We start from the raw sequence: 21,783 nt of genomic DNA on the forward strand, positions 1-21,783 counted from the left end.
CGCAACCAACGATGAGCCGCTGGCTCGTTGAGCAGCTGCACGACGATTTCCAACTGGGCCTGAAGGCCGACAAGGTTCACTACGACAGCGAGACCGAGCATCAGCGGCTCGTGGTCTTCGAGAACCGGACCTTCGGGCGCGTGCTGACCCTGGACAACGTCGTGCAGACGACGGAGAAGGACGAGTTCATCTATCACGAGATGCTCGCCCATCTGCCGATCCTCGCCCATGGCGCGGCCAGGAAGGTGCTGATCATCGGCGGCGGTGACGGCGGCATGCTGGAAGAAGTGCTGAAGCACCGCGGCGTGGAGAAGGTGACCCAGGTGGAAATCGACGCCGGGGTGATCGACTTCTCCAAGCAGTACCTCGCCTCGATCTGCAAGGATGCCTACGACGACCCGCGCCTCGACCTGGTGATCGCCGACGGCGTCGACTTCGTGGCCTCCTGCGCGGAACGCTACGACGTCGCCATCGTCGATTCCACCGATCCCATCGGGCCCGGCGAGGTGCTGTTCACCGATACCTTCTACGGCAAGGCGAAGAACTGTCTGGCGCCCGGCGGTATCCTGGTGACCCAGAACGGCGTGCCTTTCCTGCAGGGCGACGAACTGACCAACACCATGCGCGCCTTCCGGGCGCTCTTCGCCGATGCCGCCTGCTATCTGGCGACGGTGCCGACCTATGCCGGCGGGCCCATGGCCTTCGGCTGGGGAACCGACGACCCGGCGAAACGTCAGATGAGTCTTGAAGTCCTGGAACAGCGTTTCCGCGAGGCCGGCATCGCCACGCGCTACTACAATCCGGCGGTTCATCAGGCGGCCTTCGCCCTGCCCACCTACATCGCCGAGATGGTGGGTTAGATAGCCGAATGGGTGAGAAATCATCCGTGTCGGAAGGCCCTCTCAGTTTGGCTGTAGGGTTTTAGGAACAGATTTTTCCTTGACCGTCATGAACTTTTGCTCTGGGAATTCGCACGCTAGCACTTTGTGTAAGCTATCTAGCGCAATCAGCAGTGAGCTACTTGTTGCCTCAATTTGATAGCATAATTCCTGCCAATTTCTCTCTGCTGTTCCCGTAATTCTTGGACCCAACGCCTGCATAACTTCGGAAGGGTTGGCTGACACTAGACCCGTTTTTTCTAGGGCTGGTTGAACTTCACTGAACGAGAATTTCACGTGATTCTCAATAGCTACCAGTGCTGTTTTATATCTCCGTGACTCTAATGCTAGTTGATGAAGCAAATTGCCATTGTCGGGGAATAGGAACTCCAAGTTCTTGCTAAATGATTCGGGTGTGGCGACGAGACTCGTAGGAGGCAAAAGCCAGGCGATAGGATGGTCTGCTACTGGATCAACCACCCTGTCTTTATAGTCTTTCAAGGCATCATAGGCGCAGATGATGGCAAAAACTGCTTCATGCCCAGCAGAGATTTGAGCCTTTTTTTCCTGGCTGTGACTCCACATTCGCTCAAATGCGAATGTGGATGCAGCACCGAGAATGGCTCCAAACACACCGATAAGACCAGAAACCCAGATGTTTTCAGTCAATTTTCTTGCCTTAGAAGGAGGTCGTGAATCCTATCGTGTTGAGCTTATCTGATTAAAGTTCGGCAAACGGATTACGGTTCACAGACGAGTCCATTGTATACTTATGTCTTGCTGAACAGTGTGGTGGAACTGATCACTAAAATTTTCCCAGCCGCTCCATCAATACCACCCGGTCGCCCATGAACTCGGTCTCGGTGAAGAAGGTGAAGCCGCATTTATCGGCGACCCGGACCGAGGCGTCGTTCTGCGGATCGAGGATGCAGACGCTGCGCTTCATGCCTAGCGTCTCTTCGCCCCAGGTAAGGGCGGCGCGCACGGCTTCGGTGGCATAGCCCTTGCCGTGGGCCGAGGGGGTGAGCACCCAGCCGGCCTCCGGCGCGCCTTCGAAGTCCGGTTTGATGTCGCGCTTGAAATCGGCCAGCCCGACTTCGCCGACGAAGCGCCCGCTCTCGCTTTCCTCCACCAGCCAATAGCCGAAGCCGAGCAGGGCCCAGTGGCCGGCGTAGTTCATCATCCTTGCCCAGCTTTCGCTGGGGCTTGAGGGTTTGCCGCTGATGTAGCGGGTGACCCGGGCATCGCCCCAGAGGGAGACGGTCTTTTTGTAATCTTCCAGGCCGTGGCCGCGCAGGGTCAGGCGTTCGGTCTTCAGAACGGGCGCCGCGGCACCGGCCTTTGCTTCGATATCGGACAAGTCGTTTTCCTAGTTTCAGTCTATGGCGTTGCGGTTGATCGCGCGCCAGCCGATGTCGCGGCGGCAGAAGCCCTCGGCCCAGTCGATCTTGTCGACGGCGGTGTAGGCGAGGGCCTGGGCCTCTGCGATGCCTGGTGCCATGGCGGTGACGCCCAGCACACGCCCGCCGTTGGACAGCAATTCGCCGTCCTCGCCCTGTTTGGTCCCGGCGTGAAATATCTTGATGTCGTCGGAGTTACCCTCCGCTGCGTCGAGGCCGGCAATAACCGTATCTTTCCGGTAGCTTCCCGGGTAGCCCTTGGCGGCCATCACCACGCTGAGGGCCGCTTCCTCGTACCAGCGCAGATCGAAGCTGGAGAGAACGCCGTCGCTGCAGGCAATCAGCGCCGGCAGCAGGTCGGACATCAGGCGCATCAGGATCACCTGGCACTCGGGATCGCCGAAGCGCACGTTGTATTCGATGAGCTGCGGCCCCTCCGCCGTGATCATCAGGCCGGCGAAGAGGACGCCCTTAAAGGCCCGGCCCTCCGCCTTCATGCCCGCCACCGTGGGGCGGATGATGCGGGCCATGGTCTCTTCGATCAGGGCCTCGGTCATCACCGGCGCCGGGGAATAGGCGCCCATGCCGCCGGTGTTCGGCCCCTCGTCGCCGTCGAAGACCCGCTTGTGATCCTGCGCGGTTGCCAGGGGCAGGGCGAAGTCGCCGTCCACCAGGGCGAAGAAACTCGCCTCCTCGCCGTCGAGATAGGCTTCGATCACCAGCTCGGCGCCTGCTTCGCCGAAGGCGCCCCCGGCCATGGCGGCGTCGATGGCGTCGATGGCCTCCTGTTCGGTCATGGCGACGGTCACGCCCTTGCCGGCGGCCAGGCCGTCGGCCTTCACCACGATGGGCGCGCCCTGTTCGCGGACATAGGCCTTGGCCGCCTCCGCTTCGGTGAAGCGGCCGTAGGCGCCGGTCGGGATGTCGTACTTGGCACAGAGGTCCTTGGTGAAACCCTTGGAGCCTTCGAGTTCCGCCGCCGCCGCGGTAGGGCCGAAGGCCTTTACCCCGGCCTCCGTCAGGCGGTCGACCAGGCCCAGTACCAGGGGGGCCTCGGGCCCGACCACCACATAGTCGATGGCTTCGCGTTGAACGAAGTCGACCAGCCCGTCGATGTCCTCCGCGGCGATCGGCACACATTCGGCGTCCTCTGCGATCCCGGCGTTGCCCGGGGCGCAGAACAGCTTGTGACAGAGGGGGGAAGCCGCGAGGGTCCAGCAGAGCGCGTGCTCGCGTCCGCCGCCGCCAACAACCAGAATTTTCATGCTTTCGTCTTCATGTTTTTCGCCTCTCCGGCATGGTCTCCGCCGCGGCGCTCTTGTAGCATAGCGACTCCAGACGACGACCCGAAATTTCCCTAGGAAGAGCAGCTTTGCCCGCAAATCCTCCTGTCAGCAACGTCCCGGAGTTCTCGGTATCCGAGGTCTCCCAGGCGGTCAAGCGGACCCTTGAGGGCACCTTTGAGCGGGTGCGGGTGCGCGGCGAGGTTTCCGGCTTCAAGCGGGCCGCCTCCGGCCACCTCTACCTGGCATTGAAGGACGAGAACGCGGTGCTGGATGGGGTCTGCTGGCGCGGCATGGCCAGCAAGCTGTCGATCCAGCCGGAAGACGGCATGGAAGTTATCGTCTCCGGACGCATCACCAGCTATCCCGGACGCTCCAAGTATCAGATCGTCATCGATTCCCTGGAACTGGCGGGCCAGGGGGCCTTGCTGAAGCTGCTGGAAGACCGCCGCCGCAAGCTGGCGGAAGAGGGGCTCTTCGATGAAGCCCGCAAGCGCGCCCTGCCGTTCCTGCCCGAGATCATCGGCGTCGTCACCTCGCCCACCGGGGCGGTGATCCGCGACATCCTGCACCGCCTGGCGGACCGCTTTCCGCGCCGGGTGCTGGTCTGGCCGGTGCTGGTTCAGGGCGAGGGCGCGGCGGAACAGGTTGCCGCGGCGATCCAGGGCTTCAACGCCCTGCCGCAGGCCGGCCCGGTGCCGCGGCCCGACCTGCTGATCGTTGCCCGCGGCGGCGGCTCCCTGGAAGATCTCTGGGCCTTCAACGAAGAAGTGGTGGTGCGGGCCGCTGCCGGTTCGGCCATTCCGCTGATTTCCGCCGTCGGCCATGAAACCGACACCACCCTGATCGACTTCGCCTCCGACCGCCGCGCGCCGACGCCGACGGCGGCCGCTGAGATGGCGGTGCCGGTGCGCCGGGACCTGTGGCTGCAGGCGGTTGATCTGGAGCGGCGCATGACGGCGGCGGCAGGCCGTCTTGTCGAAGAGCGCCGGACGCAGCTCGAGGGCCTGGGCCGCGGCCTGGTCGACCCGCGCCGCCTGCTGGAGGAAATGACCCAGCGGCTGGATGAACGGGCGGAGCGCCTGAAGGCCGCCTGGGAAAGATTGGCGAAAGACCGTCAGGCGCAGATCGCACGCTTGGAGGCGGCCCTGCCGCATCCGCGTCAGCTTCTGGCGGTGAAGGGCGAACAGCTGGCTGCCGCGGGCGGGCGGCTGGAGACGGTCCGGCCGCGTCTGCTGGGCGAGCGCCTTGCTGTGGTTGAGGGTTTGGGCCGGGTGCTGGAGAGCATCTCCTACCGCAAGGTCCTGCAGCGCGGCTATGCGGTGGTGCGCGGGCCTGAGGGCGCGATTACCACACCGGAAGCGGTGACTCCGGGCTTGGCGCTGGAGCTGGAGTTTGCCGCGGGCCGGGCGACGGCGACCGGCGGCGAAGGGCCGGGTGCTGTGGGCGGGCGGGCACCGGCCAGGCCGGCCGCCCAACCGGTGGCCAAAGCAAAGAAGAAAAAGCCCCCTTCCGACGACTCACAAGGATCGTTGCTATGATCCGATCAAAAGGATCGTTGCTATGATCCGGCGGATGGTTTCCGGTTTGTTGTTGCTCGCCGGGCTGGCTGCCACGGCGCCTGCGGCTGCGCTGGAACTGAAGGGGGAGATGACCCAGGGCGGTCTGATTTTCGCGCAGAGTGAAGCGGGCGCCACGGCCAGTCTCAATGGCGAGCCTTTGCCGGTCACCAGCGACGGCCGCTTTGTTTTCGGTTTCGGGCGGGACGCGCCGCCGGGCGCGATCCTCACCGTCACGCTGCCCGACGGCAAGGTGACGACCCGTGCGTTGGAGGTCGCCCAGCGCGAGTACCGGATTCAACGCATCGACGGCCTGGCCAAGGGTTATGTGACGCCGCCGAACGAGGTGCTGGCGCGTATTCGTGCCGATTCGGCGGCGGCGGCCAAGGCACGCGCCACCGACCGGGCGGTAACCGACTTCGACAGCGGCTTTATCTGGCCCGCCGTCGGTCCGATTTCCGGGGTCTACGGTTCCCAGCGCATCCTGAACGGCGAACCGCGCCAGCCGCACTATGGCGTCGATGTTGCCGGGCCGGTCGGCACGCCGGTCATGGCGCCCGCCGACGGGGTCGTTACCCTGGCCCATCCCGGCATGTACTTCAGCGGCGCCACCCTGATCATCGACCATGGTTATCGGCTGAGCTCGACCTTCCTGCATCTGGAAGAGATTCAGGTGGTGGAAGGACAGGTCGTGCGTCAGGGTGAGGTGGTGGCGTTGATGGGGGCCTCCGGCCGGGTCACCGGCCCGCATCTCGACTGGCGCATGAACTGGCGCGACGAGCGAATCGATCCGACGCTTCTGGTCGACCCCATGCCGCAGGCGAAGAAACCGGCGGGCCAGTAGCGCGGTCCGGCGGGCCCATCCCCGGGTCGGCTGAACAACCACACGTAAAAGCTGCCGCGTGGCCGGGCCGTTCCTGTGTCTCGGGAATTGCCTCACGGCGGCCACAGTATTTGCCATTCCCGCCCTCTCCAGGTTCGATCTTTGCCGCACCGCCGGACTGTTGGTCCACCTATAACAGCGCCTGAGGCAACGGCCGGCTGACCGACGGCAGGGACGTTGCAGGGAAGGTGCTTCGGGGAACGCGGGGCTGCGGCTTTACGTTCCCCGGGGCGTCGAAAGCCGGACCGGGGCCGACCCCGGCAAACAGCAATCGATCGGGAGAAGCCGCTGCACAGCCCTTGGCTCTGCGGGAGGGGAAGGCTTGCCCGCGCCTGGCGGCCCCGCAGGGGGCCGAAAGGTGAGTGGTTGAAAGGACCAGTACATGGCAAATCCCAGTGACCTCGAACAATATCAACTCGAGCTGATCAATCGCGCCCGGCTCGACCCCGCCGGTGAGGCGGAGCGGCTCGGTATCTCGCTCAATGAAGGCCTTGCGGCAGGCACGATCTCGGCGGAGGCAAAGCAACCTCTCGCCTTTGACTCAGAGTTGAGCGACGCGGCCCGTGCCCACAGCCGCTGGATGCTCGATCAGGATACCTTCAGCCATACCGGCGCAGGCGGCAGCGACCCCGGCGACCGGATGCGCGCTGCCGGCTACGACTTCCAGGGTGACTGGTCCTGGGGTGAAAACATTGCCTGGGAAGGCACGACCGGCAATTTGTCCGGCGAGGCCTCCACCCTTGGAACGCACGAGGGGCTGTTCGAAAGTTCCGGTCATCGAACCAACCTTCTGGGTGAAGGCTTCCGCGAAGTCGGTCTGGGCATCCTGGAAGGCGAGTTCACTTCCGGCTCGACCTACAACGCCTTGATGGCAACGCAGAACTATGCGCGCTCCGGCGACGACAACTTCCTGACCGGCGTCGCCTATCAGGACGGCGACGGCGATGGGTTTTACAGTCCGGGTGAGGGCAAAGGGGGCGTTCAGCTCTCGATCCAGAAAGCCGGGGGCGGTGCTGACTCCGCGACGACCACCACCAGCGGCGGCTATAAGGCGGCGCTCGACAGCGGCAGTTACGACGTCACCTTTTCCGGCGGTTCCCTTGCCGCCCCGGTAACCGTGACCCTCGACGTCGTGGATGAGAACGTGAAACTCGATCTGGTCGGCAATGACCGTCTGGCGGTTTCCGGCGATGCCGTGATGGGCAACAACCTTGCGGCGCTGACACTCCTGGGCGTCGAGGATCTGACGGCAGGCGGCAACGACCGGGCCAACGACATTGCCGGCAACAAGGGCGACAACGAACTCTTGGGCGCCGGGGGCGACGACAGCCTGACCGGTGGCATGGGCAACGATACGCTGATCGGCGGGGCCGGCCAGGATACGGCTGTCTATGAAGGGCCGCGGGCGGACTATCAGATCTCTGCGGCGGGCGATCAGGTGACGGCGCTTTCCGGCGGCGAGGGGGTCGACCAGCTCAGCGGGATCGAGCTGATTCGCTTCGGCGATGAAACGGTCACCCTTTCACCGGGCGCGGCGCCGGTTGCTGCGCCGGTGGCCGAAGTGCCGGCCCCCGACCCGGCGCCCGAGGCGCAACCTGATGCTCCGGAGCCGCCCGATACCGGAGCGGAACCCGATGCGGGACCGGTTGCTGAACCGGAACCGACGGCGCCGCCGGCGTCGCCAACCCAGGAGCCGCCGATGGCTGAGGCCGAGCCACAGCCGACAACAGCAGAGCCTGAGAATCAGATGTCGCCCGCCGATTGCCCGCTGCCCGATCTGGTCGCCGCCGAACAGGATGACATCTTCCTGCCGGGCGTGGCGGAGAGTGCGGCCGGGCCTGGCAATGCCGGCATGGACGTGGCGGCATTCCTTCGCGATGCCTTTGACGGCGGCCAGGACTCCGGGCCGATATCCCTGGGTGACTTGTTGGACAACGGAAACGGCCAGTTCGCAGATATCCCCGCGGATCTGCCGGGTGCGCAATCGGCGGATGTGTCACCCGCGGGCGCCGAAGCGGTGTCGACCGACGGATCGGGAGCGCCTTCCTGGTCCTACGCGTCTTGCGGCGGCGGAGCGCCTACCAATTGCGGCGCGCTTCCCGATACCGACACAACGAGTCTGGAGAACCTGTAGCCTCTTCCTGCTCGCGGACCTGGGCCGGGTTTCCCGAACGGAGACCCGGCCTCTTTTTTTTTTGAATGCTTTGGCGCAACCAGGAAGTGGTTCCGTCAAAACATGATCCGATCTAAGGCCGGTCCCAGCGGCGGTGCAGCCAGAGCCAGTCCTGCGGGCGGTGGCGGATCCAGCGCTCCAGTGTCCGGTTCACCTCGGTCATCATGGCCTTGGCTTCTTCCAGGCGGTCGCCGAGCTGCGGGTGGCTGATCGGCGGCTCCAGGGAAATGCGGAAACGGGCGCCGCCCAGGCGCTCGATATGCACCGGCACCAGCGGCAGGTCCTGGTCGATGGCGAGCTTGGCGATGCCCAGGGTGGTGCGTGCGGGCTGCCCGAAGAGCGGCAGGGCGACACCCTGGCTGGTGCGCTGATCGACCAGTACGCCCAGGTTCAGTCCCTGCTTCAACAGCTTCAACGCCTGGCGCGCGCCGTCGACGCCCTTGGGGATTTTGCCCCAATTGCCGGTCGGCCGTTCGCGGAAGTACAGCAGGATACGCTGGATCACCAGGCTGTTCACCGGCCGTGATACAACCGTGAGATTGAGGTCGTGTTTGTAGGCGACAACGGGCATCAGCTCGAAGTTCGCCATGTGGCCGGAGAATCCGATGAAGGGCTTGCCGGTTTGCTGCACGCCGACCATGCGCTCGGCATTGTGCACCTCGACGCGGCCCGATTTGGGATTGGCGATGGTGCCGAGGTGCGGGTATTCCGCGACCAGCCGGCCGAGATTGTCCCACATGCCGGCGATGATGGTTCTGCACTCGCTCTCCGGCATGCCGGGGAAGGCGATCTGCAGGTGCTTGATGGCGCGCCGGTTGACCGACAGGCGGGTGCCGACCTGGCGGGCCACCCAGCCGCCGAGGTTGGAGGCCCAGTCGACCGGCAGAATCCAGAACACCCCGATCACCAGAAAAAGCGCCAGCCCTTCCGCGACATGACGAAACCAGCGCAGGGCCCTGCGCCAAGGGCGATGTTTGTGGGTCCAGGCTTGCACTAACCGCGCGTCCTCGCCGTGTTAAAGGGCAACCGCTCCAGCAAGCGGAGCAGGGCATCCTTGTCGTCCCAGGCCAGGATCACGTCAAGCACGGTGATGTCGCGCGGCGCTTCGGGGCCCAGGCGCACGGCGTCCTTGGCGGTTGTGACAAGCGCCGCGTCAAAGGCTTTTGCCTTCAGGCGCAGGCGCTCCAGGGTGATGCTGTCGTAGGGCTGATGGTCGGCGAAGGCCTCAACGCCGGCAAGCTCCGCCCCCAGGTCGCGCAGGGTCTGAAAGAACTTCTCCGGCCGCCCGATGCCGGCGAAGGCAAAGACCCGCCGCCCGGCCAGCATGTCGTCCGTCGCGGTAAGGCTGGCTTTGAGGATCGGCACGGTATCGCCGACGGCCCCGAGATCGGATCTGCCCGGCCCATCACCGATCAGCACGACCGCATCGGCGCGGGCCAGACCGCCGGAGGGCCGTTCGCGCAGGGGACCGGCGGGAATGACATGGCCGTTGCCGAAGCCATAGGCACCGTCGACCACCAGCAAGGAGAGATCCTTTTTCAGAGAGGGATTCTGGAATCCGTCGTCCATAATGATGACATTGGCCCCCGCAGCAGCCGCGGCTTGCGCGCCGGCCGCGCGGTCGCGTGCCACCCAGGTCGGGGCGGCTTCGGCCAGCAGCAGGGCTTCGTCGCCGACGGCGGCTGCGTCGTGGCTGCCCGGCCGGACTTGAAGGGGGCCGGCTTCGCCGCCGCCGTAGCCGCGGGTCAGGGCGGCAGGATTCAGGCCCTGCGCCTGCAGGATGGCCAGAAGGGAAAGGGCGACTGGCGTCTTGCCGGCGCCGCCGGCGACAAGATTGCCGATGCAGATGACCGGGACCGGCGCCTGCCAAGGAGTCGCCCGGGCGCGGCGCAGGACGCCCGCCAGGTGATAGGCCAGGCCGAGCGGCGAAAGCAGCTTTGGCAGCAGGCCGTCTTTTGCCCAGAACTCAGGTGCCTGCATGGCGATTCTTGCCTTCGCCGGGCAGGGCGGCCTCGGTTTCGGCCTGCCCCAGGCTGCGCTCGGCCTCGTTGGTCAGATCGTTGAGGCTTAGTTCGATGGCCAGGCGGCAGCGCTCCAGTTCCGCCGCATCGGCATCGCGGGCGACATAGATCGGCGGCCCCCAATAGACCGGTGCCCGCGAGAACGGCAGGGGCAGGCAGAAACGGTCCCAGGTATTGAAGAGCTTGCGCGGGCCGGCGCTGCCGGTGAAGGCGACCAGCGGCACGCCGGTCATCTGCGCCGCCTTGACGGCCCCGGCCTTCACGCGCATGCGCGGGCCCTTGGGGCCGTCGGGGGTAATGGCTATCGGCGTGCCCGCGCGCAGCAGGCGGCTCATCTCCCGCAGCGCCATGGCGCCGCCGCGTCGGCTCGATCCCGACACCGAAACATAGCCGACCCGGATCAGGGCGTTGGCCATCATCCGGCCGTCGCGATGGCCCGAGTTCAGGAAGCCAAGCCTCTTAGGGCGTTTGCGCCAGGCACCAGACAGTAAGAACATGCGGCCGTGCCAATAGCAGATGATGACCGGTTTGTCGGCCTCCAGCAGTTTGCGGGTTTCGGGGTCGATGCGCCGCTGCCAACGCACTGTCAGATAGAACAGCCAGATCAGCCCGGCGAGCAGGGTCGAGAAGATCGACTGTGCCTGTTCGGATTTAGACCACGTCTTGAGGATTTTCACGGGGTGCTGCCGCCGACTCTGATCTGGGTCTGGGCTCAGGCCTGGACGCGCAGGTCGTTGCCGGGCACCTCTTCTGCCGGCCCGGCGGGTTCCTGCTGGGCGAACTGAAGCGCGTAGAGCCTTGCGTAGTGACCGTTTCGGGCCAGGAGTTCGCGGTGGGTGCCCTGCTCGACGATACGTCCCTTGTCCATCACGTAGATGATGTCCGCGTCGACCACGGTCGACAGGCGGTGGGCGATCACAAAGGTGGTGCGCCCGGAGATCAGCTTGTTCAGGGCCGCCTGAACATGACGCTCGGACTCGCTGTCGAGGGCCGAGGTCGCCTCGTCGAGCAGCAGGATCGGCGCATCTTTCAGGATGGCCCGGGCAATCGCCACCCGCTGACGTTGGCCGCCCGACAGGTTGCTGCCGCGCGGGCCCACCTGGGTCTCGTAACCCTCGGTCAGTTCCTTGATAAAGCCGTGCGCGCCGGCCAAGAGTGCAGCATTCTCGATCTCCTCGGCGCTGGCGCCGGGGCGGCCATAGGCGATGTTGGCGCGCAGGGTATCGTCGAACAGCAGGATCTCCTGGCTGACCAGCGCGATCGAACGGCGCAGGGAATCCAGCGTGACATCGCGCAGGTCCTGGCTGTCGATGGTGACTTTGCCCTGTTCGGGATCGTAGAAGCGCGGGATCAGATTGAGAATGGTGGACTTGCCCGCGCCGGAGGGCCCGACCAGGGCGACGGTTTTGCCGGCCGGCGCCTCCAGGTTGATTCCGTGCAGGGCGGCCTTGGCGCCGTCGTAGGAAAAATGGACAGCCTCGAAGCGGACCGTGCCGCCCGAAATCGCAATCTCCCGGGCGTCGGCCGGGTCGCGGATCTCGGGCTGGCGATCCAGCACCTCGAAAACCCGCTGTGCCGCCGCCAGGCCGTTCTGCAGCATGCCGTTCAACTTGCTCATGCGCTTCAGCGGCTCATAGGCGAGCAGCAGGGCGAAGATGAAGGCGAAGAGCGATCCGGGCTGGCGATTGCCGGCAATGACCTCGTTGCCGCCATAGAGGATCACCGCGGCAATGGCAAAGCCGCCGAGCGCTTCCATAATCGGATGCAGGGTGTTGCTCACCCTTGCCGACTTCATGTTGAGTTCGAAGACTTCTTCGATCGCCTCGCGCGCCCGTTTGGACTCGTAGCGCTCCATGACATAGGACTTCACGTGGCGGATGCCCTGAAAGGCTTCGTCCAGCAGGGTGGTCAGGCGCCCCACCTGAACCTGGTTCTTGCCGGAAACCTTGCGCATGGAACGGCCGACGCGCACCGAGGGCAGGATCGCAATGGGCAGGATCACCGTGGTGATCATCGCCAGCAGCCAGTCTTCGTAGAACATCACCCCGATCAGGGCGGCGGCGGTCAGGCTGTCCTTGCCGATGGCGGTCAGGGTGTTGGACGTCGTGTTGCGCAGCAGGTTCACGTCGTTGATGAAGCGCGATACCAGCGCACCGGGGGCGTTGTGATGGAAAAACGCCAGATCGGCACCGATCAGGCTGTCGAAAAGCTGCTGTTGGATCTTGGCGACGACGCGGTGCCCGACAATGCTCATCAGCACCGCCTGGGCGTAGGCGGCAAAGCCCCGCAGGGTGAAGACGGCAATGGTGGTCAGCGCGATCGGAACCAGCAGGTCGGCGCGCCTCTCGCCGAAGATGTCGTTGACCACCGGCTTGATCAATTGGGTAAAGCCGGCGGTGGTGGCGGCGACGATCGCCATCCCGATCAAGGCAAAGGCGATCCGCACCTTGTGTTCGGCCACGTAGTCGCGCACCAGACGGCGGACCAGAACCTTGGTCGACTCGTCCTTGAAGTCGATTTTCCGTTTCGGGTTTTTGTTTTTGTCTGACAAGTCGCTCTGCTGTGCCGCCGCGGGGCGGACAAGCCATTGAACCGTTGATGGGACGGGCAGCTTATCATGCCGCCCGGCAGAAGGTCACGGCCTCAAGAGGCCCGGTTTGTCTCTCTTTCCCGGCCCTGGCGGGCCATGGAGCGATGACGATTCCCAGGGTTAGACTTGCCGGGCAAACCCCCTATTATCGCGGCGTTCATGACCGATTCGATCCAAAACAGGGGCGCTGCCAGGCGCCTGTTGGTGATTTACAACCCGACGGCGGGCGGCAGCCGGCGCCGGCGGTTTGAGGCGGTTCTGGCCGACCTGACCGACCTGGGCTGTCCGATGGACGTGCGCCCGACCACCGGCCCCGGCGATGCCGGGCACTTTGCCGCGGAGGCCGATGCGGCGGAACACGATCTGATTGTGGCGGCCGGCGGTGACGGTACGATCAATGAGGTGGTGAACGGGCTGGTTGACCTGACGGAACCGCGGGTGCGGCCGCCGCTGGCCATTCTGCCCCTGGGGACCGCCAACGTTCTGGCGGCGGAATTGGGCCTGCAGACCGTTCCGCGCCAGATTGCCGAGGTTATCGCGGGGGGCGCCGTTCGGTCCGTCTGCCTCGGCCAGGCCCGGGGTGCCGACGGTCAGGTGCGTATTTTCTCTCTGATGGCGGGGGCCGGCTTCGACGCAAGGGTCGTCGATGCGGTCGACCTGCGTTTGAAGCGGATACTCGGCAAGGGCGCCTACGTGGTCGAAAGCCTCCGACAGATGTGCCGCCGCCAGCCGCCGCCGCTCAGGGTCACTATCGACGGGCGGGCCTATGAGGCGGCCTCGGTGGTGGTCAGCAATGGACGCTTCTATGCCGGCCGTTTTCTCCTGGCGCCGGAAGCGCGTCTGGACGAGCCGTGTCTCCACGCCTGCCTGTTCCGCTACGGCGATCCCTTCAATACCCTGCGCTATGCCGTCGCGCTGCAGCGCGGTAATCTGCCGGTTTCGCGCGGCTTCAAGATCGTAACCGGTCAGGACATCCGCATCGAGGGAGAGGCGGGGGCCCCTTTGCAGGCCGACGGTGACATCGTCACCCACATTCCCGTCAGCATCCGCTCGCTGCCCGATGCGCTTCAGATGGTGACGGCGTCCGGCCCCGGCCTCGCCTAAAGAATCTAGGCGGGAAAGGCCAGGGCGGTCATCTTGCGGCAGTGGTCGCGGACGTCTTCCGGCCAGCGGCCGATCAGGGAACCGAAGCGTTCCCGGTCGCCGGCGAACAGCGCCCGCGCCGCCTCCTCGAAGTCCGGCAGATCGCCAGCCATCACCGACATGAAACCGTAGGCCGTTTCCCGTGCCCGCCTGGGAGAGGCCTGGTCGTTGCGCCGCGCCACCTCGACCAGTTTGCGCAGGCTGGCGGAGGCGCCGCCCGGCTGGCTCCGCAGCCAGTCCCAGTGTCGCGGCAAGAGGGTGACCTCGCCGGCCACAACACCCAGTTTGGGGCGACCCCTGGGGCGCCGGCCGTCGCGGGGCGGTGCCGGCTGATTGGCGGGTTGAGGGGTAGCGGCGAGCCGCGCCCGGATGTCTTCGGTGCTGCCCCGGGTATCGACCTCGACCACCCGGCCGGTCGAGTCTTCAAACACCAGCAGGGGGGCGTCGACGCCCTGCTCCTCGGCGGCTTTCACCGCCAGGGTGACCCCATATAAGGACCCGGCGGCCAGACGTTTGTGGCCTTCGAAGGCGGTGAAGCGGCCGGTATCAGACCCGGTCACGGTGTTTCCTCCCGAAAATCGATCAGATCGGGAGGTTTATACCCGGATAAAAATCTTTGTCAATTTTATCCGGGTATAAATTAAGCGAAAAGGGATTAAGCGCCGGCCAGGGTCATCCCATCGATGCGCAGGGTCGGGGCGTTGGCGCCATACTTGAACACCAGATCGTCGGCCGGCGTCAGGTTCAGGAACATGTCCTTCAGGTTCCCGGCCACCGTCGCCTCGGAAATGGGCGCGCCGAGCTTGCCGTTCTCGATGCGGAAGCCGGAAGCGCCGCGCGAATAGTCGCCGGTCACGCCGTTGATGCCCATGCCCATCATACTGGTGACGTAGAAGCCCTTGTCGATGTCGGCCATCAGCGCCTCCGGGCTGACCTTGCCGGCCGCCATGTAGAGATTGGATGTCGAGGGCGAGGGCGGGCTGGAGGTGCCGCGCGCGGCATGGCCGGTGCTTTTCAGGCCCAGCTGCCGGGCCGAGCTGAGATCCAGGACCCAGGTGGTCAGGACCCCGCCGTCGATGATGTTGAGTTTGCCGTTCGCCAGGCCTTCGGCGTCGAAGGGCTTGGAACTGAGGCCGTGGGGACGGTGCGGGTCGTCGACGATGGTGATGCCCTCGGCGAAGATCCGTTCGCCCAGTTTGTCCTTCAGGAACGAAGTGCCGCGGGCGATGGAGGGGCCGGAGATGGCACCGGCCAGATGGCGCAGCAGGCCGTTCGAAACCCGCGGGTCGTAGACGATCGGCAGCTTTTCCGTCTGCGGCTTGGTCGCGCCGAGGCGGCGCACGGCGCGCTCGCCGGCACTGCGGCCCACGCTCTCGGGGGCTTCCAGTTCGCTGCCGTAGACGGCGGTCGAGAACTCATAGTCGCTCTCCATCCCCAGCCCCTCGCCGGCGATCACCGAGACACCCATGGAATGGCTGGAGCGGCCATAGGTGCCGGCGAAACCGTTGGAGGTGACCAGGGCGATCCGTGCCCGGCCCCAGCTTGCTTCCGCGCCTTCGGAATTGGTGACCCCCGCCACCGCCATAGCGGCCTCTTCGCAGATACGGGCCCGCTCGATCAGCAGGGCGGCGGGCGGCTCCTCGGGGTCGAGGATGTCCAGATCGGGAATCGTCTTGGCCAGGTCGCTTTCGTCGGCGAGCCCGCAGTAGGGGTCTTCCGGTACGGCGCGGGCCATGGCGACAACCCGCTCGACCAGCCCGTCCAGACTGGCGGCGCCGAGATCGGTGGAGGAGACGATGGCCTGACGCTTGCCGATCATCACCCTGAGGCCGACATCCTGGCTTTCCTCCCGCTCCAGCTTTTCGGGCGTACCCAGGCGCTGGGCATGAGACAGGCTGATCGATTCGAAGAGGACGGCGTCGGCGGTGTCGGCGCCGCTTGCCTTGGCTTTGCGGATCAGGTCTTCGAGCAGGGAGAGGGAGTCGTCGGACGCGGTCATAGGGCCTCGCTGGTGCGGAACAGTCGTTCCTCCCAATATAGGGGCTCGCGCCCTTGGTTGCATCCGCGCCGAAGACACGGTGGTCTTTTCGACTCGTGCCGAAGCGGTTCCAGCCCGCTCCCCCTCCCGGCCACCCAACGCCAGTATCCTATGGGTGGCCGGGAGGGGGAGCGGGCCGATGCCGACAACCCCAAGGAAGGCGGCAGTCTTCCTTGGACCGGCAAGGTGCCAAGAGTTCAAAGCTCGTAGTAAAGCAGGGGCAGAAAGCGCTCGGCCCCGCTGGGGCCCTGTATGGGCGAACGGATCTTGCCCGACAGCGTGGCGCCCATGGCGCGGTAGAACCCCAGGGCAAAGGGGTCGCTTTCGATTTTCAGGCGCGTGAAGCCCTCGCCCGCCGCCTTGGCCAGCAGGTCCTGCCAGAGCGCCCGGCCGATGCCGTGACCGATGGCTGCCGGCTCGACGAAGAGCAGATCGACGAGGGCTTCGCCTGGACGTTCATCGGGAATCAGGGCGTAGAGGCCGAGAACTGTGTCCTCTTCGACCAGGACCACCACCCGCCCGGCCGCGATATCCCTGGGTTTTACAGCGAGGCCGCGGCGGCAGGCCTGAAGGAAGCCCGGGTCATAACCCCAGTAGGCCTTGGAGCGCAGCACCAAGGCCGTCAGGGCGCCGCACTCGGCGGGCCGCGCGGGGCGGAGAACACGCCCGGTCATGGTGCATCAACCTCATGCCGTCAGGCTGCAGCCGGGCCCCAATCCGCCGGCAGCCTCTCTCTCCCACCTCTTGCATAGCCCGCCATGGACCGGGCTGCCAAAGACTTTTCAGTAGTAGGCGCGGGCGCGGTCCCGGCCGCGGCCGCCGAAATCCACCCGGGTTCTATCGGAGGCTGTGTGGTGGATTTCAGCGTTTTCGGGTTGGTCTACGCGGCCTGTCCCGGCGCTTTGGGTTCGGCGGAGGCCATCTGGTTTACCGCCGAAACCACCGCATCCAGCGAGGCGACGACGATGTTGGCGTGGCGTCCGACACCCCAGAAGATGGTGCCGTCGGCGGCTTCGGTCTCGACATAGGCCACGGCCTTGGCGTCAGCGCCGGAGCTGATGGCATGCTCGTGATAGTCGTGAACCTTGATCTCCACGCCGCAGTGACTGCGCAGGGCGTCGACGAAGGCGGCGATGGGGCCGTTGCCGCTGCCCTGGATTTCGCGGCGGGTGCCGTTCTCCTCAATCGTTGCGGTGAGTACCCGCTTCTCCGAGGCATGGGTATCGGGCACAGAGCGGTGCTCGACGAAGGCATAGGGCAGGCGCGGCGTCAGGAAGGTTTCCTCGAAGAGCGACCAGATCTGCTGCGGGGTAATCTCCTTGCCGCTGGTATCGGCCTCTTCCTGCACCTTCTGGGTGAAAGCGGCCTGCAGCTTGCGCGGCAGGTCCAGGCCGTATTCGGTCTGCAGGATATAGGCGACGCCGCCTTTGCCGGACTGGCTGTTGATCCGCACCACGGCTTCGTAGGAGCGTCCGACGTCCTGCGGATCGATGGGCAGATAGGGCACCTCCCAGAGGCCTGAATTGCTTTGCTTCATCGCCGTCATGCCCTTTTTGATGGCGTCCTGGTGGGAGCCGGAAAAGGCGGTGTAGACCAGATCGCCGGCATAGGGATGGCGCTGGTGGACCGGCAGCTGGTTGCAGTACTCGGCGGTTTCGCGGACCCGGTCGATGTCGGAAAAGTCGATGCCCGGGTCGACGCCCTGGGTGAAGAGGTTCAGCCCCAGGTTCACCACATCGACGTTGCCGGTGCGCTCGCCGTTGCCGAACAGGGTGCCTTCGATGCGGTCGGCGCCGGCCATCACGCCCAACTCCGCCGCCGCCACGCCGGTGCCGCGGTCATTGTGCGGGTGCAGCGACAACACGATGCAATCGCGGTTCTTGATGTTGCGGTGGAACCACTCGATCTGGTCGGCATAGATGTTGGGCGTCGACATCTCCACCGTGGCCGGCAGATTGAAAATGACTTTCTTCTCCGGCGTCGGTTGCCAGACGTCCATCACCGCTTCGCAGACTTCTTTGGCGAAGTCCATCTCGGTGCCGGTGAAGCTTTCCGGCGAGTACTGGTGGATGATCTCGGTGCCGTTCGTCCCCGCCGCCAGATCGCGGATCTGTTCGGCACCCTTCACGGCAATGTCGACGATCCCGGCCCGGTCGAGGCCGAAGACCACCCGGCGCTGCAGTGTGGAGGTCGAATTGTAGAGATGCACGATGGCGCGCTTGGCGCCGGCGATGCTCTCGAAGGTGCGATCGATCAGATGATCGCGCGACTGGGTCAGGACCTGGATGGTCACGTCGTCGGGGATCAGGTCCTCTTCGATCAGCGCCCGCACGAAGTCGAAGTCGGTCTGCGAGGCGGAGGGGAAACCGACCTCGATCTCCTTGAAACCCATCTCCACCAGCAGGGCGAACATGCGCCGCTTGCGCGGGCTGTCCATGGGCTCGATCAGGGCCTGGTTGCCGTCGCGCAGGTCGACCGAGCACCAGATCGGCGGCTCGGTGATGACCCGGCCGGGCCACTGGCGGTCCGGCAGGTCGATGGGCTTGAAGGCGGCGTATTTGTCGGCAGGGTTGGGGGCCGGGTTGGGGCTGCTGGGCGGGGTCTTGCGGGTCATGGTCTGCTTCCTCTTTGCCGGGCGGGGCGGTCTCTTTAAGTCCTGCGGCCCGCCGGCCTGATTGTTCAAATGACGTGGTTTGCCGGGGTCCTGGCCAGGGCCGCTGCAGCGCCGGAGAGGGCGCAGCGGCCGCCGGTAAGTCGCAGGCCCCCGGCGAATTTTGGGCAAAAAGTCCCCGCCTGACGGTTCAGGGGTGCGGAAATCTCATAAAAATCGTTGGTTTTTCGGGGTTTAACGCTCATCGGAGCGAACCTCTTTCAGGAGACGGAACTGTCGGACGACGGCTTTATCCGGCGCGCTTCTAGGCGGCCGGGGCAATAAGTCGTAGCGACAGATATCCCTGAAATCCGGTCATAACGCTGAAAAACTAGGCTGGGAACCGGCGGCGGTCAAGGCATTTGCGATATCGGGCCGACCGGGCGGGAAAGGCAAGAAACGGATAGATCCTGTCGGCTGGGCGGGCCAGATACCGCCTTGGGACGTCCGGCCGCTTCGGCGCCCCAACCGAAATCACGCAAGCTGCATGGGACGAGACACATGGCTTGGATCGAGCGCGGTCTCCTCAACCGCCTGTACAGGCAGAACCCAGAACAGTTCGGCTGGCTGCGCGATGCCGCCGCGGCCAGCCCGGGGGTCTTTTGGAAACTGACGTTGTTTGCGCCGCTGGCCGGGCATCGCCGGGCGGCGCCCCGGGCGTTGATCAATATGGCCCGGATCGGCGCGCTGCGGGCGCAGGACTGCGGTGCCTGTCTGCAGATCGCGGTGGACTATGCGGTTAAGGAAGGCACCGTGAGGGATCATGTCCGGGCGGCCCTGCAGGCACCCGATGCGCTGCCGCCGCAAGAACGAATGGTGCTGTACTATGCCCAGGCGGTGGCGGGGAACCGGCCCGAGTTTGTGGAGCGGGTCGAGACAGTGCGTCGGGAACTCGGTGAAGCGGTGCTGGCGGAGCTGGCCTTTGCGGTGGCCACGACCAGCCTGTTTCCACTGGCCAAGCGCGGCCTCGGCGTGGCCGCTGCCTGCGATCTCGAAAGGATTGCTGTCTAGCCGATGCCGGTTCAGACGAACCCAACTGTGACGAGCAGCATGTTCACCTGATCGTCGTCGTCGGAGAGCGGCAGGATCAGATCCTCAGTGGTGAGGAACTCCTTGTTCTTGCCGACATAGGGGGTGTCGCTGCTCAGCGGTACACGCTCCTCGGTTACCCTTCGGCAGGATGACCAGATGCGGCTGGGCGCCTTTTGATGGGCGATCTGGCTCATCCACAGTCCGGTGTAGCTGCCCATCATGTGCTCGTCCATCTTGGTGCCGATCAGGCGGTAGCGGAAGTCCAGTGGCTTGGCCTGGACGTCGAGCAGGAATATGTGGGGCAGGATCTTAAGGAATTCCGCGGGCTCGATATCGGCGCGCGCGGGCATGCGGCGATTGCCGCGTTTCCGATTCCAGTATTCAAGGCCTTGCTGGTTGATCGGCGATTTAAGAGCCAGCAGAGGGCCGCCGCGATCGGCGGGAACGTTGTGATTCACTTGAGGTTGAAAACTCTCGAAAAAAAAGGCGGCAGAACTATCCCTGGGTGTGGCTTCTAAACTATTGAGCCGGGTTCTTGGAAAATGATCACGTGATTTTGTTTAACGATACTAGCGCGAAATGGATTTATTTCCAGATCGGCTTTCCGCTGCCGGGCAGGCCCAGGTCCGGCCAGAGCCGGTCGATGCGGTCTATCGTGTTTTGATCCATGCGGATCTCGCGGCCCCATTCGCGTTTGGTTTCCGGCGGCAGCTTGTCGGTGGCGTCCAGGCCGATCTTGGAGCCGAGGCCGTCTTCCGGCGAGGCGAAATCGAGATAGTCGATGGGGGTCTGTTCGATGACGGTGATGTCGCGCGCCGGGTCCATCTTGGTGGAGATCGCCCACATCACGTCTTTCCAATCGCGGGCATCGACACTGTCGTCCACCACGATCACCCATTTGGTGTACATGAACTGGCGCAGATAGGACCAGACGCCCATCATCACCCGCTTGGCATGGCCGGGATAGGCCTTCTTCATGGCGACCACGGCGATGCGGTAGCTGCAGCCCTCCGGCGGCAGCCAGAAATCGGTGATCTCCGGGAACTGCTGTTGCAGGAGGGGGATGAAAACCTCGTTCAGCCCCTCGCCGAGAACAGACGGTTCGTCCGGCGGCCGCCCGGTGAAGGTGGTGAGGTAGATCGGATCGCGCCGCATCGTCATGGCGGTAACGGTGAAGGTGGGGAAGGGCTCCACCGCGTTGTAATAGCCGGTGTGGTCGCCGTAGGGCCCTTCGTCTGCGGTCTCGTCGAGGGAGACGTATCCCTCCAGCACGATTTCCGCCTGTGCCGGCACCTTCAGCGGCACGGTCTTGCAGTCGACCAGGTCGACCTTGCGGCCGCGCAGCAGCCCGGCGAAGTGATACTCGGACAGCGTATCCGGCACCGGCGTGACGGCGGCCAGGATGGTGCCGGGATCGGCGCCGATCACCACCGCGGCGGGCAGCGGGTCGCGCTTCTGGTCCTTCCAGCGCTGATGGTGTTGGGCGCCGCCGCGGTGTTTCAGCCATCGCATGATGGTCTTGTCGCGGCCGGTGACCTGCATCCGGTAGATGCCCAGATTGAAGGCATCGGTCTTATCCCCGCCGGGGTTCGGTCCCTGGGTGACCACCAGGGGCCAGGTGATCAGCGGCGCCGGCTCGCCGGGCCAGCAGGTCTGCACCGGCAGGCGGGTCAGGTCGATGTCGTCGCCGGTCAGAACCACATCCTGGCAGGGCCCGTAGCCGACCGCCTTGGGTTTCATCGCCATGACGGTTTTCAGCAGCGGCAGATGCCCCCAGGCCTCGCGCAGGCTGCCGGGCGGTTCCGGCTGGCGCAGGAAGGCCAGGGTCTCGCCCACCTCGCGCAGCTGCGCCGGCTCCCGGTCCATGCCCCAGGCGACCCGCTCCACCGTGCCGAAGAGGTTCGCCAGCACCGGCATTTCCGCCTTGCGGCCGTCTGCGTGGACGACGTTTTCGAAGAGCACCGCCGGGCCGCCCTCAGCCAGCAGCCGGGTCTGGATCTCGGTCATTTCCAGCTCCGGCGCCACCGGCGCGCTCACCCGCACCAGCCGGCCTTCGCGCTCCAGCCGCTCGATAAAGTCGCGTAGTGAGGAAAAGGGCATTCTTCCAATCTGATGTGATCTGTTGATCTAGCG

Annotated in this window: 19 protein-coding genes; 6 read left to right on the forward strand and 13 right to left on the reverse strand. The window is 65.1% G+C overall.

Translation table 11 applies throughout. From position 1 onward, the window contains the following. Nucleotides 1-11: 11 nt before the first annotated feature. Nucleotides 12-860 carry a polyamine aminopropyltransferase gene (speE, locus tag HBA54_RS21545; protein WP_167228537.1) on the forward strand — a complete coding sequence of 283 codons (849 nt, stop codon included), beginning with the start codon at nucleotides 12-14 and terminating at the stop codon, nucleotides 858-860. 42 nt (nucleotides 861-902) lie between these two features. On the opposite strand, the gene HBA54_RS21550 is transcribed toward speE, so the two are convergent. The 3 genes from HBA54_RS21550 to purD form a co-directional block, all read right to left on the reverse strand. Further along, nucleotides 903-1,547, reverse strand: coding sequence for a hypothetical protein (locus tag HBA54_RS21550; RefSeq protein WP_167228539.1), 645 nt, complete (start codon nucleotides 1,545-1,547; stop codon nucleotides 903-905). 136 nt (nucleotides 1,548-1,683) lie between these two features. After that, a complete protein-coding gene (locus HBA54_RS21555) occupies nucleotides 1,684-2,238 on the reverse strand; it encodes a GNAT family N-acetyltransferase (RefSeq protein WP_205944819.1) in 555 nt (184 codons plus the stop codon). Nucleotides 2,239-2,253: 15 nt separating this feature from the next. Next, nucleotides 2,254-3,543, reverse strand: coding sequence for a phosphoribosylamine--glycine ligase (gene purD / locus HBA54_RS21560; RefSeq protein ID WP_167228541.1), 1,290 nt, complete (start codon nucleotides 3,541-3,543; stop codon nucleotides 2,254-2,256). 107 nt (nucleotides 3,544-3,650) lie between these two features. Here purD and xseA point away from each other — a divergent pair, with 107 nt between their 5' ends. The 3 genes from xseA to HBA54_RS21575 all read left to right on the forward strand — a co-directional run bounded on the left by xseA (nucleotide 3,651) and on the right by HBA54_RS21575 (nucleotide 8,137). Continuing rightward, a complete protein-coding gene (xseA, locus tag HBA54_RS21565; RefSeq protein ID WP_167228543.1) occupies nucleotides 3,651-5,102 on the forward strand; it encodes an exodeoxyribonuclease VII large subunit in 1,452 nt (483 codons plus the stop codon). 22 nt (nucleotides 5,103-5,124) lie between these two features. Then, on the forward strand, nucleotides 5,125-5,964 hold the full coding sequence (locus HBA54_RS21570; protein ID WP_167228545.1) for a M23 family metallopeptidase: 840 nt from the start codon (nucleotides 5,125-5,127) through the stop codon (nucleotides 5,962-5,964). Nucleotides 5,965-6,385: 421 nt separating this feature from the next. After that, nucleotides 6,386-8,137, forward strand: a complete 1,752-nt coding sequence (locus tag HBA54_RS21575) for a CAP domain-containing protein (protein WP_167228547.1) — start codon at nucleotides 6,386-6,388, stop codon at nucleotides 8,135-8,137. Nucleotides 8,138-8,249: 112 nt separating this feature from the next. Here HBA54_RS21575 and HBA54_RS21580 read toward each other — a convergent pair whose 3' ends face one another. Genes HBA54_RS21580 through HBA54_RS21595 form a run of 4 tightly spaced genes read right to left on the reverse strand, consistent with a single transcriptional unit; the run spans nucleotide 8,250 to nucleotide 12,748 of the window. Next, nucleotides 8,250-9,170, reverse strand: coding sequence for an LpxL/LpxP family acyltransferase (locus HBA54_RS21580; protein ID WP_167228549.1), 921 nt, complete (start codon nucleotides 9,168-9,170; stop codon nucleotides 8,250-8,252). Continuing rightward, nucleotides 9,170-10,156 carry a tetraacyldisaccharide 4'-kinase gene (gene lpxK, locus HBA54_RS21585; RefSeq protein ID WP_167228551.1) on the reverse strand — a complete coding sequence of 329 codons (987 nt, stop codon included), beginning with the start codon at nucleotides 10,154-10,156 and terminating at the stop codon, nucleotides 9,170-9,172. Before lpxK ends, HBA54_RS21580 begins: the two co-directional genes overlap by 1 nt. Further along, nucleotides 10,143-10,874: a lysophospholipid acyltransferase family protein gene (locus tag HBA54_RS29195; protein WP_167228553.1), complete on the reverse strand. Its 732-nt coding sequence runs from the start codon at nucleotides 10,872-10,874 to the stop codon at nucleotides 10,143-10,145. Before HBA54_RS29195 ends, lpxK begins: the two co-directional genes overlap by 14 nt. Before the next feature lie 35 nt (nucleotides 10,875-10,909). Continuing rightward, nucleotides 10,910-12,748 (reverse strand): ABC transporter ATP-binding protein, encoded by a 1,839-nt coding sequence (locus tag HBA54_RS21595; RefSeq protein ID WP_240932814.1) that lies wholly within the window; start codon nucleotides 12,746-12,748, stop codon nucleotides 10,910-10,912. A 198-nt stretch (nucleotides 12,749-12,946) separates the two neighbouring features. Here HBA54_RS21595 and HBA54_RS21600 point away from each other — a divergent pair, with 198 nt between their 5' ends. Next, nucleotides 12,947-13,891: a diacylglycerol/lipid kinase family protein gene (locus HBA54_RS21600; protein WP_167228555.1), complete on the forward strand. Its 945-nt coding sequence runs from the start codon at nucleotides 12,947-12,949 to the stop codon at nucleotides 13,889-13,891. A gap of 5 nt (nucleotides 13,892-13,896) precedes the next feature. On the opposite strand, the gene HBA54_RS21605 is transcribed toward HBA54_RS21600, so the two are convergent. The 4 genes from HBA54_RS21605 to leuA form a co-directional block, all read right to left on the reverse strand. Further along, complete coding sequence (locus tag HBA54_RS21605) at nucleotides 13,897-14,490, reverse strand: DUF2239 family protein (protein WP_167228557.1); 594 nt, start codon at nucleotides 14,488-14,490, stop codon at nucleotides 13,897-13,899. A gap of 95 nt (nucleotides 14,491-14,585) precedes the next feature. Continuing rightward, complete coding sequence (locus HBA54_RS21610) at nucleotides 14,586-15,929, reverse strand: TldD/PmbA family protein (protein ID WP_167228559.1); 1,344 nt, start codon at nucleotides 15,927-15,929, stop codon at nucleotides 14,586-14,588. A 236-nt stretch (nucleotides 15,930-16,165) separates the two neighbouring features. Then, nucleotides 16,166-16,642 (reverse strand): GNAT family N-acetyltransferase, encoded by a 477-nt coding sequence (locus tag HBA54_RS21615; protein ID WP_167228561.1) that lies wholly within the window; start codon nucleotides 16,640-16,642, stop codon nucleotides 16,166-16,168. A 206-nt stretch (nucleotides 16,643-16,848) separates the two neighbouring features. Beyond that, the gene (gene leuA, locus HBA54_RS21620; protein WP_167228563.1) at nucleotides 16,849-18,582 is read right to left on the reverse strand and encodes a 2-isopropylmalate synthase; all 1,734 of its coding nucleotides are present in this window, start codon (nucleotides 18,580-18,582) and stop codon (nucleotides 16,849-16,851) included. A 537-nt stretch (nucleotides 18,583-19,119) separates the two neighbouring features. Between leuA and HBA54_RS21625 the strand changes: the two genes are divergently transcribed. Next, a complete protein-coding gene (locus tag HBA54_RS21625) occupies nucleotides 19,120-19,629 on the forward strand; it encodes a hypothetical protein (RefSeq protein WP_167228565.1) in 510 nt (169 codons plus the stop codon). A gap of 11 nt (nucleotides 19,630-19,640) precedes the next feature. Here HBA54_RS21625 and HBA54_RS21630 read toward each other — a convergent pair whose 3' ends face one another. Together HBA54_RS21630 and HBA54_RS21635 are read right to left on the reverse strand one after the other, a co-directional pair. Further along, entirely contained in the window at nucleotides 19,641-20,108 is a 468-nt protein-coding gene (locus HBA54_RS21630; RefSeq protein ID WP_167228567.1) for a PAS domain-containing protein, read from the reverse strand. A gap of 127 nt (nucleotides 20,109-20,235) precedes the next feature. Then, nucleotides 20,236-21,750, reverse strand: coding sequence for a UbiD family decarboxylase (locus HBA54_RS21635; protein WP_167228569.1), 1,515 nt, complete (start codon nucleotides 21,748-21,750; stop codon nucleotides 20,236-20,238). Nucleotides 21,751-21,783: the final 33 nt, after the last annotated feature.

The organism is Pelagibius litoralis (assembly GCF_011683915.1).
Classification (GTDB): Bacteria; Pseudomonadota; Alphaproteobacteria; order Kiloniellales; family Kiloniellaceae; genus Pelagibius; species Pelagibius litoralis.

Excerpts from the sequence above, each read along its gene's own strand:
- HBA54_RS21575 (WP_167228547.1), top strand. The coding sequence starts at position 6,386 with ATGGCAAATCCCAGTGACCTCGAACAATATCAACTCGAGCTGATCAAT.
- HBA54_RS21625 (WP_167228565.1), top strand. The coding sequence starts at position 19,120 with ATGGCTTGGATCGAGCGCGGTCTCCTCAACCGCCTGTACAGGCAGAAC.
- leuA (WP_167228563.1), bottom strand. The coding sequence starts at position 18,582 with ATGACCCGCAAGACCCCGCCCAGCAGCCCCAACCCGGCCCCCAACCCT.
- HBA54_RS21600 (WP_167228555.1), top strand. The coding sequence starts at position 12,947 with ATGACCGATTCGATCCAAAACAGGGGCGCTGCCAGGCGCCTGTTGGTG.
- purD (WP_167228541.1), bottom strand. The coding sequence starts at position 3,543 with ATGAAAATTCTGGTTGTTGGCGGCGGCGGACGCGAGCACGCGCTCTGC.
- HBA54_RS21635 (WP_167228569.1), bottom strand. The coding sequence starts at position 21,750 with ATGCCCTTTTCCTCACTACGCGACTTTATCGAGCGGCTGGAGCGCGAA.
- HBA54_RS21610 (WP_167228559.1), bottom strand. The coding sequence starts at position 15,929 with ATGACCGCGTCCGACGACTCCCTCTCCCTGCTCGAAGACCTGATCCGC.
- HBA54_RS21615 (WP_167228561.1), bottom strand. The coding sequence starts at position 16,642 with ATGACCGGGCGTGTTCTCCGCCCCGCGCGGCCCGCCGAGTGCGGCGCC.
- HBA54_RS21570 (WP_167228545.1), top strand. The coding sequence starts at position 5,125 with ATGATCCGGCGGATGGTTTCCGGTTTGTTGTTGCTCGCCGGGCTGGCT.
- lpxK (WP_167228551.1), bottom strand. The coding sequence starts at position 10,156 with ATGCAGGCACCTGAGTTCTGGGCAAAAGACGGCCTGCTGCCAAAGCTG.
- speE (WP_167228537.1), top strand. The coding sequence starts at position 12 with ATGAGCCGCTGGCTCGTTGAGCAGCTGCACGACGATTTCCAACTGGGC.